Origin of the sequence: Nakamurella sp. PAMC28650 (assembly GCF_014303395.1) — a bacterium.
GTDB lineage: Bacteria > Actinomycetota > Actinomycetes > Mycobacteriales > Nakamurellaceae > Nakamurella.
Genome location: NZ_CP060298.1, coordinates 3,091,269 through 3,103,996, shown reverse-complemented (window position 1 = coordinate 3,103,996; position 12,728 = coordinate 3,091,269). Strand labels below are relative to the sequence as shown.

Sequence of the window (12,728 nt, the reverse complement as noted above, 5' to 3'; positions counted from 1 at the left end):
TCAGTTCCCTGTCGTGCAGTGGGCGTGTTCGGCGAACGAGTTAGGCGGGTCGATCCGGATCATGGTGAGCATTCCGCCCATCGAGGCGCCGTAGTTGGTGGCTTGGAACAGCGCATGACTGTGCGCGACCTGGTACATCTCGCCGCACTCGTTGAATTGGGTCTTGCCGGTGGACAGGTCGTTCTGCCAGCCCAGGTAGGGCGAGCCGGACCAGTACTGGCCCTCGGTCCTGGCCTGCTGCTCCGGAACGGGGACGGTGCCGGGGTCGCCGCTATCGACCGGGTGGGTGGCCGGGTTCCAGTTGGCCTGGTCCACCCACGCGAACTCGGTCTCGATGGTCGACCCGGGCGGGACGACGACCGAGTAGCGGTCGATGGACACGTCGGTCGGCGTGGCCGCGGCGGTGTTGTTGATCATCGGGTGCGCATCGAACCCGATCTGGCGTTCGTTGTTGGAATGCGGGTGGAACGGGTAGTCGACCGGACCGGTGTTCAGGTACCGGATCAGCGCAGAGTCCGGGTTGTAGTCGGGGTTCGGCGTCGTACCGGTCAGGTACCGCTGGGTGTTGCGGGGCTGGATGTGCGCCAGCGCGCCGTAGGGCTGAGACGGGATGTGGGCGGCGAAGTTGGGCGAGACGGTGTCGGGGAAGCTGCGCCCGTTGATGAAGAAGTACCGGGCCTTGTAGGTGGTCATGTCGTAGCTGTAAACGCCCGGCGACCCGGGTGACTCCATCGCTGAGTGCACCATCGGGTCGATCTCGCTCAGCACGTGCAGGTATTCCTTGGTCGGGTTGAACGTCGAGAAGCAGGCCAGCCCGCCGGCCGGGACCGCGCAACTGGTCGGATCAGTCGCCATGCCCGGGGTGGCGCCCGCATCGTCGTAGACGTGGGCGGACGGCGTGCACACCGTGCCGGCGGGCACTTTTCCGTCGAGGGACGTGGGCGACAGGCACGGGTTGCCGAGCTTCGGGCGAACGACGATCGCACCGACCAGGCCCATCTGCACCTGCAGCTGCGGGTCGGTGCCAGATTCGTAGAGGAAGGTGCCGGGGTGGTCGGCGACGAACGTGTAGGTCACCTTCGTCGCCTTGCCCGGGTCGCTGGCGTTCGGCACCGAGCCCGGTTCCGCCGCGGCCGGGGTGGCCACCGAGTTGGTGGCGGCATCGGGCTGCGAAGGTGTGCCGTTGGCCATCACACCGGTCAGGCCCGGGAACTGGATCGACGTGGCCACCGGCAGGGTGTTGGCCAGGGTGATGGTGACGGTGTCGCCCTCGTTCACGCACAACACCGGCCCGGGGTCCTGGTAGGAGCCCCCGCCGGCGGCGTAGCCCCACATGTAGATGGAGTTGCCGTCCGGGGTGGTGATGTAGCCGTCCTGGGCGGTCAGCACGAAGCCCGGGTGCGTGGGTATCGCGCCGTTCGTTGCGACCTTGGTCGGGTTGCGGAAATCGGCGGTGGAACCGGCCGCGCAGACCAAGCCCTCGGCCTGCGCCGTCGGTGTCGCCGCGGCGGCCGATCCGGCGGCCAGCGGAGTGAACATCGCCGCCAGCAGGACCGCGACTGCGACCGGGACCTGGCGACGGAGCGCACGACGGCCGCCGAGCGCGCGGCCCCCCAGGGAGCGGACGGCGCCGGCCACACGGTGCTGAGATTTCATCGGGCGCCTCATCAGTAGAGCTTGCCGGGGAAGGCCTGCACGATCGGGTTGCCGTCGGCGTAGGTCCACGTTCCGTTGGCACCCGCGAAGTTGTTCAAGAGGTTGCCGCCGAGGTCCAGCGTGGTGGAGTCGGCGCCCTTGGTCAGGAGGGCGAGTTCCGCGGCGCTGGGGCGGGTCAGGCCGCCCTTGGGGTGCACGTGTACTTCGGTGCGCATCCCGCCGTAGCCGGAGGTGTTGTCGCCTCCGTTCAGGTAACCGAACTCCCGGTCGTAGAACGGGAAGACGGTCACTGCCGAGACGGACGGCAGCGGGCCGATCAGCAGATCGCGGCTCTCCCCCGGCCCCAGGTCGACCCGGTTGGTCAGCGTCTCGGCGTTGCCGCGCGGCGGATCCGGCACCCGCTGGGCGGCCAGCGGATCGCCGTTCTTCCCGTACTGGTAGTCGCCGTAGTAGCCGGCCCGGCCGGCGCCCAGGAACTTGGCGTCCTGCCCGATCACCGTCATCGGCAACCCTTCCAGCACCAGCGAGTGCTGCTCGTACCCGAGGTGCGACACCCGCACCAGGACGTACTCACCGCTCTCCCCCTGGATCAACGACGACAGCGGCTGGAACCGCAGCCGCTTGCCGTCCACCGGGTCGGTGGTAGTTGGAACCGCGGCGTCCGGATCGCCGGGCGCGCCCGTCGGATAGTCCCCGGCGTGCGGTTTGACCGTGTCCGGCCAGGCCCGGCCGTTCATCAGCCGGAAGTAGCCGGTGAAGTCGGTCCAGTCGGTGTCCTGGATGTGGGCGTCGCCGTAGTGGCCCTGCGGGAAGATCTCGGACAGGTGGATGGAGAACTGCCGGTCGAATCGCGTGGTGACCGCCGGGTCCGTGGCCGCGGTGGTCGGTGTGTCGTAGGCGTAGTTCACGCCCTTGCGGGGCGCGATGAACACCATGCCGTTCATGCCCATCTGCACGTGCTCGACGTCCTCGACATGGCAGTGGTACATGTAGGTTCCGGCGTCCACCGGCAGGTACCGGTAGTGCAGGGACTGCCCCGGGGGAACCGACAGGGAAGCATCCGGGACCCCGTCGAAGTAGGCGATCTGGTTGGCGAAGCCATGGAAGTGGATGGTGTGGCTGTCGAACAGGTCAGGGCGGTTGCCCATGCCCAGGTTGAACAACGTCAGCCGAAGGTCCTGCCCGGCCTGCGCGTAGATCAGCGGCGCCGAGATCTGCACGTGGTTCTTCACGTTGTCGACCAGCAACTGCGAGGTGGCGCCGACGGGCGCGGTCGGCGGGTTGTACTGGCTGACGTTGCGGAACCCGAACGCATACGTGGTGAACAGGTCCTTCCGCTTATCGCCGGTGCTGTTGCCGTTCGGCGGAGCGAAGCTGTCGGGGAAGTAGGGCGGCATCGCATTCGCGCCGACCGGCATCGACACCCACCCGTCCGTCCCGGCCAGGGTGTATGCCTTCACCGGCACGGCGGCGGCCGCCAGTTTCACGGTGGGTCCCGCGGGCGCAGCCGACGCCGCCGACGACCGGGCACCGGACGGGCCGGGCCGACCGAGCAGCAGGACGCCCCCGGCCGCCGAGGCTGCGACCATCGACCTGATCAGGGCCCGCCGTGAAACGGCCCTGATCCAGCCCGTCTGCCCTGGGTGCGGCGCGGGTGACGGTGCGCCGGGCGGTGTTTCACTCATCGGGAGCTGCCTTTCTGCGTTGCTCGTCGGCGCGGATCTGTGCAGGGCGGATCTTTGCGGGGCGGATCTGTGCGGGGCGGATCTGTGCAGGGCGGATCTGTGCGGTCCATCGGCGTCGCCGCCCGGGTCCGCGGGCATCACCGGGGGGCCTGGGTCGCGCCGGCGTCGATGCGGGGCTGGGTGGTCTGCGGGTCGAACCGGGAGACACCGTCGATGTCCACCGTGGGGGCGAAGATCGGTCCGCTGAACGGCGCTGTGATGTCGCCGGGGGCCAGCTGGTTGGCCCCGAGCAGCACGGCGGGTGACGTGGCGCCGATGTGGTAGTCGCCGATGCTGTTGGCGGGCAACCCGATGTTGACGATCGCGGTCACCCGGAACCGGAAGTTGATCCGCATCGGGGTGATGTCCAGTTGCAGGCTGAACGGGGCCGCGAAGCCTGGAGCGTTGGCGGAGGCGACCGTCGGTGCTGCGGTGACCCTGTTGGTCGGCGAGGCGGTGTAGCCCTCGCCGCCCGCAGCACCGGGCGAGGTGCTGAGCACCGAATGGATCGGGCTCAGGAGCCCCGCACCCGGGTCGGCGATGCCGATGTCCCAGACATTGAGCGGAGTGGCGTCACCGGTCTGACCAATGCCGCTGACATTGCTGGTCGACGCGTTCCACGAGCCGGCCCGGTTGTCGTAGACGATGTCGTTGGCGATGATCGGGTTCGACCAGGTCGGACTACCGGCCGGCAGCGTGGCCTGGAACGGGTCGCTGTTGTGCGCGGTGGAGATGCCGGCCGGTGCAGCCGATCCGTTGCTGGTCACCGCCGTCGCAGTCGTGATGTTCTTCGCGATGGTGTCGTTGATGATGGTGACCTGGGCGGTGTCGTCCAGTGCGATGCCGCCGCCCTCGTGGGAGGAGACGTTGTTGGTGATGCTGTTGTTCTCCACCCGGATCGGGAAGTTCCCCGCCTGCAGGAACCGGATGCCACCGCCGTCGTCGTTGGCGGCGTTCACCGAGATCGTGTTGCCGGAGATGTTCAGTGGTCCGGCACCCAGCGACGGCTTGGTGGAATCGGCGGGCAACTGGCCGGCGATCATGATCCCGCCGCCCTCGTCCTGGCTCTGGTTCAGATTCACCACGTTGTGCGCGATGACGTTGACGTTGGTCTGCCGGGCGGCGGTGCCGGGGATGTACCGGAACCCTGCTTTGAACAGGCCCGCGTCGTTGACCCCGCTGAGGGTCACCGAGGTCGGCGACTGCACCGAGACGATGCTCGCGCCCTTCAAACCGTCACCGGCCACCGAGCTGCCGACGTCAGCGCCGGTGAACGGACCGGCGGTACCGCCGCCCGTCCAGGTCAGCGTCTTGCCGTCGGTGGACAGGGTGCCGGTGAAGGTCACCGGGGCGATGCTCAGGCCGTACTGGCTCATCCCTCCGCCGTATTCGGCGGACTGATTGCCGCAGATCAGGTTGTCGTGGACGTTGTAGCCTCCGGCGTCGTTGAAGATCGCCATCCCGCCGCCCAGGTTGTTCCCGCCGTTGGCCACGATCTGGTTGTTGCCGAACTCGACGTTCCAGTTGTGCTGGGCGTCCAGCTGCGGGCTGCCGACCCGGATCGCACCGTAGGAACCGGAGTTCCCGTCGATGACGTCGTTGGTGACCTGGGTGTAGTCGTCGTGACCGTTGAGGAACAGCGCGCCGCCCTGGGTGGCGTCGGCCCCGCCGGCCGGACCGGTCCGCTGACCGGTGTTGGCATTGACGTTCGCCGGGGTGTTGATGGTGACCGCGGCCTGCAGCCCGAAGCCGTCCAGGACCGGGTGTGCCGACGGACCGTACTCCGGCTGATCCCTCTGGCCGAGCACCGTGACGTTCTGGCCCTCGGTGATCAGCTTGTTGTCCACTCCCGGGGTCTTCGGGAAGAGCACACCTGCGATGCTCTGCCAGATGTCGACGGCGTGCTGGGCACGGACGTCCTGGGGGGCGGTGGCCCAGTCGATGGCCGCCGGTGGGGTGACCGTGTTGTCGGTCAGGCCGAAGTAGTAGCGACCGTCGATGACCGTCCCGGGGACCACCGTGGCCGGGTTGCCGGCGGTGGCCGGAATGACGCCACCCGGGCCGACGCCCTGCAGGGTGACCGCCGAGTGGATGATGACCGGCTCGAACCAGACTCCGCTGGTGACGGCGCTGTTCACCGGGGACTGCTGGGTCACGGCCGCCGGGTACACCACCACGATCGCACCGGGAAGTTGGCTATCGGTCACCTGGGTGTAGACGAGGTTGCCCGCGGTCGGCTTCAGCCAGTAGCCGGCGGCCCGTTCCAGGGCCTCCTGGATGCTGGGGAACTTGGTCTGCGCGGTCCAGCCGGCCTGATCGGTGGCCTCGGCCGTCAAGGTCGGGTCCACCTCCAGGATCGCCGGCTTGTAGGTGCCGTCGATGACGTAGTAGCTGATCCCGTTGACCGTCGCGGTTTTGGCATCGTTGGTGATCGTCAACTGGTACTTGCCGCCCGGTGTTCCCAGCGGGATGCTCGCGTGGATCTCGGTGTCGCTCCAGCTGGAAATGCCGGCGACGGCAGGAGTGGTCAGACCGTTGCCGGCCAGGGTGACTCGACCTGCGCCCTGGGTACCGCCGAAGCCCAGGCCCTTGATCACCACCGCCGCGGCCGGAGCGCCGTAGGGGTGGTCCACCGAATACAGCTGCGGTGAGGTCGGCGCGATGGCGCACTGGGCGGCCGCGGTGAACTTCTGACCACCGTTGAGGAAGGCCAACGCGCTACGGGTCGGGGCGGTGTCAGCCGGCGTGAACTCGCCGGGCATGGCCTGGAAGTTGGCCGTGATGGTCTGGAACTGCGGGTTGTAGTTGAAGTTGGGGTGATCGATGGTTCCGGGGTCGTTGCCGACGAACCGGTAGATGTTCTGGCAGATCCCGGCCGGGGTGGCGCAGTTGGCCACATCGGTGGACGGCATCAACGCCTCGGCGATGCCGTTGGGGTCGATGTTCATCTGGTCGACCAGGTTGCCGTGCCAGTCGTAGACGCCTTCCGGTGAGTTCGGGATGGGAGCGGCGTCGCCGTACTGCGTCTCGGTCTTGGTCGTCGAGAGGTTGGTGTCGTCGAAGTTCTGCACGATGAACGTCGTCGGGATCGGCACGTCCGTGTAGAGGTAGAAGTTGGGTGCGACCGACTGGCCGCCGCCGACATGGATCAGGTGCACGTCGCAGGAATTGCGGGTGTTGCCCTGCTGCATGCTTCCGCCCGCCGACAGCAGACCCGGATCCGTGACGTTCACCGTGTAGGCGCTGCCCGCGCACTGCGGGTCCGCAGACGGTGACGCGGTGTTCGGGTCCTCGATCTGGGTGGTCGGGGAATCCCCGCCCGTCACCGGCGTCGCGATGGGTGTCTGGCTCGGCGGCCCGGCCTGGGACGGGAAGCTGAACGCCACACAGGTTCCGGTGGTGCCCGGGGCGGTCAGGACCGGACAGCTGGCACCCAGGTTGGTGTGCAGGGTGCCGTCCTGGTTGTAGACGTTGGTCAGGTCCGCGTTCTGGGGGACGAACTGCGGGGTGGAAGCGTGCCCCGGGCCATCGTTCTTCGTATCGGTGGAGCCCAGATCTGTGGTGTACGGAGCCAGGCCGGAGCCTGCGAGGTTGTTGTTGCTCGTCTCGTCGGCGACCTTGTACAGCGGGCGGTCCACACCCGGCGTTGGCTGGGGCAGCACCTTGTCGCCGGGGATGTCGACCTTGGCCAGGAAGTTACCGGTCACCGGGGCCCCGCTCGCATCGGTCGGGGTCAGCGCGAAGTTGCCGTCCACCGTCTGGGTGCCGTGGGTCGCCCCGGTGGGCACATTCGGGTCCAGCAGCAGGTTGTCGGTGCCCAGACCGAAGTTCACCGCCGACGCCGGCGCCTCGATGCACGCCTGCGTGTAGTGCCCCGGGTTGGGGCTGGCCGGGTCGACCGTCAATCCGGGCAGGAAGTCGGTCACCGTGGTGCCGTCGGAGTTGGTGCCGGTCACCTTGCCACCGGCACCCAGGGACCCGGAGATGATCTTGCCGTTCGCGTCGCGGGCCACGCAGCCGGTGGCCCGGCCGTAGTGCTCGCTCTGATAGGCGTTGACGGTGCCAGGGTTGGCAGCGCCGAACCGGTCGGTCGAATCGACCTGACCATTCTTGTACGCCGTGGAGTAGCCGCCCGTGACCGTCGCCGTATGGTACGACCCGTCACAATTGAGCAGGTAGCCCGTGAAACTCACGTTGGGCGCCGTGCTGCCGCCGGGGCACGACTGGGTGGTCGGCGCACCGGCCGCTGCCCTGATCGGCTGGAAGAGCTCGGTCATCACCCCGGGGATACCGGTGAAGTAGTCGTACTGCACCTGCGTCCGGCCCAGGTTGCGGTTGCGGACCGCGTCGTACAGGACCGTGGCCACGATGCCGCCGTTGTCCGAGCGTTTGACGGTCTTGGCCGCGTCGCCGGGGCCGGTGGTGGCGCCCTTGTAGGGCTGCACCGCCCAGTCCAGCCGACCGCACTGCGCGATCACCGGGTTGTACTGCACGTCGACGGCCGCGGTCGACGTGGTGTGTTCCTGCGGATCGTTGCAGGCCTGCCAGGTCATCCCTGTTGTCTTCCAACGGGTGTTGAACGCCTGGATGACGTCGTTGTAGCCCAGCGGATAAGCCTCGGTAAATTGGTAGAAACCGTTCTGATCCGTGACGTCGGTGTTCTGGCCGCCTTCCTGCGCATTGTTCGTCCGGTTCAGGTTCTGCACCAGGAAGTGCGGCACCCCGGCCTCACCCGGATCACAGCGGCCGTTGCCGTTGGTATCGATGCAGACGTGTCCGGTGATCCGGGTCCACCATTCCAACAGCGGCACCACGCCGAGGTCGACCACCTTACCGCCCGCGACTGTGACGTTGAACGAATCGAAGATGTAGTCCTGCATCTGATCCCACACCGCGACCGAATACGAGCCGTCCGGCACGCCATTGATCTGGAACGAGCCGTCGAGGTTGGCGTTGGAGGCCCAGACCGTCTTGTCGCCATTGTTGAGATCCGACAGCGTCACCCACGGGTGCTTCACCGGGCGGTCGAACTTGTAGCCGGCGGTGCCCGCGTTGCCGGCTTGGCCGTTGGCGCCGGTCAACCCTCCCAGTCCCGGATAGTAGGCGGCGGCGCCCATGATCTTGCCCTTGATCGCGCCGGTCGCTGCCGGGGCGCCGGGTTCCTGCGGCACCGTCGCGCACGCCGGATCCGCCGGTGAGAGCCACTTCGTCGGATCGGTCAGACCCTGGTAGTCCACCGTCCCGGTGGCCGGATTGGCCATGCAGCCAGCCCGGACGAAACCGAACTGCACCTGTGGCACCAGTTCGCCGCCGACCAGCAGTTCGGTGTCGTAGCCGGTCGAGTTGGCCTGCGGCCACGTGTCGAAGTCGTGGTTGCCCTCCAGCGTCGTCGTCTGCACCCAGCAGGCCTGCGCCTGGGTCGCGGTGGTGACCGCGTCTGCCTTGGTGCTCAGCACCGCGCAGGTCTGCTGCGGGGCCATCACCTGGCCGGTGACCGGATCGGTGCCGCTGCTCTGATCGGCGATGACCGAAGAGCCGTATCGGTTCGGAGCCATGTAGGGGATCAGGATGTCGCCGTTGGAGTCGCTCGTGCACGAACCGGTCGCCGGCCCGGCGACCTCGAAGTTGCCGCGGATGTGATGAGCGGGGTCGACGATCGGGCGGGCGTCCAGACCGAGCTTCACCTGGTAGAAGGAGTCGGTCGGATCGGGATGATTCACCCGGTCGTAATCGGGATTCAACCGATAAGCGGTGCACAACGGATTGTTGTAGTAGTCCACGTTCACCGGACCGTCGAAATCGGTCAGGTGCGCGTCATAACCGGGAAGGCCGAATTCGGACTGCTCGTCCCACTGGGCGTTGGTGGCGCCCATGTCCCCGTAGACCTTCAACCTGATGTTGCTCAGGGGGATCGGCAGCGGGTTCAGCCCGACCACCACCGCACCGGCGGGCGTCGTGTCGAGCCCGGAGAACTTGCCATCGGTGACCACGAAGTGGCCGCCGCCGATCTGGTAGCCGTTCGAGGTGATCGACACCAGGTACTTCCCGTTGGGAAGTCCCCGCCCAGCCCGGCCAACCTGCAGTGGAATCGGCGTGGTCGGGTTCCAGTCCTGTTGTGTCCCCTGCGATACGACCGGGCTGGAGGTGATGTTGTGGATCGAGGGCCAGTTGCAGGCCGCCGGATTCGGTGACCCGTCAGCCAGCAACGGCCCCGTTCCGTCGAAGGTATTCACCGGGTTCGGGTAGTTAGCGTTTCCATTCGGAAAAGTGGAGGTGATGGGGTGGCATTTGGTGACCTCGGCGGCAATCGGGGTTCGACCGTCCGCACCCAGGGTGACCCCACCCGTGTTGTCCTTGTTCAGCAGCCATTTGAATTGCGGTACCGGATCGTTCTTGCCCGGCCCCTGCCCGCCATTGTGGGCGCCCGGGAGAATCGAATCCTGCGCGGCCCGCACGCAGAGCACGCCGGCCGCCCGCGTCGAACACGAGGAGAGATCGGCCGCCGGATTCGGGTGTCCGGAGGAGGTGAACCCCGGATCGGGCGCAGCTGCGGACAGGGACGGCGCGGCCGATGCGGCCGTCGATCCACCGATCGCCGTCAATGCCGATGTGGCCAGCACCAGCGCCAACACCGCCGCAGCCGGACGTCGCAACGGCCGGCGACGTAGTGAGGGAAAACGCCTCGGAGCAGTGCTTCTGCTGATCCCGCCGCGAAGACGAATACCGAGCTCAGTCATACGAGGTCCCTCACGGTTCAGCCATCTGACATAAGGCACTCTGCCTCGGGATGTGAGCGTGGACCCGCAGATCGGCTTTGTCACCCATTCTGACGGAACTGTCATCTACCAGATCGGTACATCACTATTGGTCACCGACCCAACACCAGAGGTAACTCACCTTATTTGGTGAACATTGCATTGACCCGGGGAAACCGACTATGGTCCCGCCGGTGGCCGGGTTCATGAGGGACACCGTCGGTTGCACGGCGCCAAATGACAAATTCGTCAGAATCGACGCCAAAACCTCGGTCAGGTCCCATGCTGACCGGAAGGCGATCCGCCTCATTCTGTCGACACGACGTGAGGAAGCCCGGATGTCCAAGAGCAAGGCCGTCACACTCGCTGCGGCGCGTGTGACCGCGGAGCCCCGGGAGGGAGTTCGACCCCTCGATGTCGTGGGCCGGGCGTCCGCCGTACCGGTGCGGGTGGTCGGGCGTCCGCACCGGTATCGGACCAAGGCCGGCAAGGCGACCGCCGACGCCGCCACCGAAGGTTCGCGTCCGGTCGCGGAGCAGATCATCAGACGGGCCCTCGCGGTGCTGGTCCTGGCCGTCGCGACGATGATGTTCAACCCGACCCCTGCGAGCGCCCACGCGCTGCTGGTGTCCAGCTCCCCCACGGACGGCGCAGATCTGCTGGCCGCTCCGCCGTCGGTCACCTTGACCTTCGACGAACAGGTCCTGCCGGAATCAGCTCGTCTGACGCTGTACTCGGCGCAGGGGACGGTGCTGGCCCGATCCGATTCCGGGACCCGCGCAATGGTGGTCGCCGGTCCTTCCGGCACCGGACCGGCTACGACCCTGATCACTTCCATGCCACCGATGGGACAGGGAGCCTTCGCGTTGGACTGGCAGGTCCAGTCGGCTGACGATCTGCACGTGAGCAGGGGTTCGATCGTCTTCGGCGTCGAACTCGCGGTCAGCCGCTCGGCCGTCGATCGGACCGGAGAACTGCCTGCGGCGGGTAGCAGCCTGCTGCGCTGGAGCGACCTCGTCGTGCTGGCCCTGATGCTCGGTTCCCTGCTGCTGCGCGTCGCCACCCTGCCGCGCGTACACCTGGACGACGCTGACCGGGCCCGCTGGATGCAGACCTGCGGCCGGGTCTTCCACGCGACGGCGGGGGCCGCGATCATCACATCGGCTGCGGTACTCGTCGACGCGGCGGGCGACCTGCGTCAGGTCGGTCATGTGCTGACCTCCACCTCCTTCGGTCACTTCTGGTCGGTCCACCTGGCCGGGTTGACCTTCGTCTTCCTGCTGAGCAGGCACCCACGGCGACGAACAGGGCGAGCCCTGACCTGGCTGGCCGCGCTCGGTGCCGTCATCGGTCTGGCCGTCGGCAGCCACGTCTCCTCCGGTGCCGACCGTCCCGCCGCCGCCACCCTGCTGGGGGTCCATCTGGCTGTCACCTGCGGTTGGGCCGGCTCGGTTCTCCTGTTGGCCGTCACAGCATTCCAGGTGTCGTTCCGTCGGCAGTTGGCCCTCGTCCTCAGAGCCTTTGCCGCGCCCGCAGCGGTCTGCGTGGCGCTCACGGTGATCACCGGCGTCGCCCTGGGAGCGCGTCAGGTGGCCAGCGCCGATGCTCTGATCAGCAGCGCGTACGGACGCATCCTGCTGGTCAAGGTTGCTCTCACCGGGGCCGCGGCCCTCCTCGGATTGAAGAGCTACCTCCAGTTCCGCCCGACCACCCCGGCGGGCCCACGTCCTGCTTCCGGCGGCCGACGGGAAGATCGGGTCGGTGGCGCGGCAGTGAACAAGAGGTTCGCGCGGCGGGCCGCAGCAGAAGGCCTGACCATGGTGCTGATCCTGGGCGCAGCAGCCACCCTGAGCCTCGGCTCACCGCCGCGCGGGCCGGCGTTCGCGCCGTCCCCGCACGACGCGCAGACCCCGATCGTGAGCCAGGTCGACGGTCTCCTGCTGACCCTGGACCTCTCGCCCAACACCCTGGGTCAGAACTGGGCCAGGGTCACCATCGACGACACCCGGCGTCCGGCCCGCGCCCGGATCAGCGACGTCACGCTGGCGATGACCGGCCCCGGCGGGCAGATCGTCCCCGCGCGGCCGCTGGCTCGGATCGCCGACTCCGACCGATGGCAGCTGGGCGACATCCCGGTGACCGAGAGCGGCCGCTGGCAAATCGTTCTCACCGCCTGGCGGCCCGGTCTGGCACCCGCCGTCTGGAACCGGAACTGGGTCGCGGCCGGTCGACCTGGTGGGCCGGTCACCCCCATCCTGAGCGATCAGCCCTGGGGCGGTGAGCTCAACCTGCTGGCCCTTTTCCTCACCGTCTGTTTCCTGGGCGGCGCCCTCCGGTGGGTACGGATCAGCCGGCAACGAGGGGCCCCGTCGGGCACCGATTTCGTAGAGTCGGCGATGGACCGGGATGGACCGGAAACCCTGGAGGCATCACAGCTGCATCAAAGGAGCACCACATAGGCACCACAGAATCGCACTCGAGCGCTACGTTGAGTAATCTTATTACCCCATACGGGTTAAAGAATAGTCCCTATCGCCCGATTCGGCCGTGATATGATAGACACAGCGTGACAAAACGCCGACCGGCGCAACCG

General features: G+C 67.5%; 5 protein-coding genes. 2 read left to right on the top strand and 3 right to left on the bottom strand.

Annotated elements, in window-relative coordinates; translation table 11 throughout:
- Both H7F38_RS14070 and H7F38_RS25615 read right to left on the bottom strand, forming a co-directional pair.
- Positions 1-1,656: a hypothetical protein gene (locus tag H7F38_RS14070; RefSeq protein ID WP_187090464.1), complete on the bottom strand. Its 1,656-nt coding sequence runs from the start codon at positions 1,654-1,656 to the stop codon at positions 1-3.
- Between the two features lie 11 nt (positions 1,657-1,667).
- Positions 1,668-3,341, bottom strand: a complete 1,674-nt coding sequence (locus tag H7F38_RS25615; protein WP_255497975.1) for a multicopper oxidase domain-containing protein — start codon at positions 3,339-3,341, stop codon at positions 1,668-1,670.
- A gap of 19 nt (positions 3,342-3,360) precedes the next feature.
- On the opposite strand from H7F38_RS25615, the gene H7F38_RS26680 reads away from it, so the two are divergent.
- Entirely contained in the window at positions 3,361-3,588 is a 228-nt protein-coding gene (locus H7F38_RS26680; RefSeq protein ID WP_370531251.1) for a pentapeptide repeat-containing protein, read from the top strand.
- On the opposite strand, the gene H7F38_RS14060 is transcribed toward H7F38_RS26680, so the two are convergent.
- Positions 3,479-10,117, bottom strand: a complete 6,639-nt coding sequence (locus H7F38_RS14060; protein WP_187090463.1) for a hypothetical protein — start codon at positions 10,115-10,117, stop codon at positions 3,479-3,481. The genes H7F38_RS26680 and H7F38_RS14060 overlap by 110 nt on opposite strands.
- Positions 10,118-10,473: 356 nt before the next feature.
- Here H7F38_RS14060 and H7F38_RS14055 point away from each other — a divergent pair, with 356 nt between their 5' ends.
- Positions 10,474-12,594 (top strand): copper resistance CopC/CopD family protein, encoded by a 2,121-nt coding sequence (locus tag H7F38_RS14055; protein ID WP_187090462.1) that lies wholly within the window; start codon positions 10,474-10,476, stop codon positions 12,592-12,594.
- The last annotated feature ends 134 nt before the right edge of the window (positions 12,595-12,728 follow it).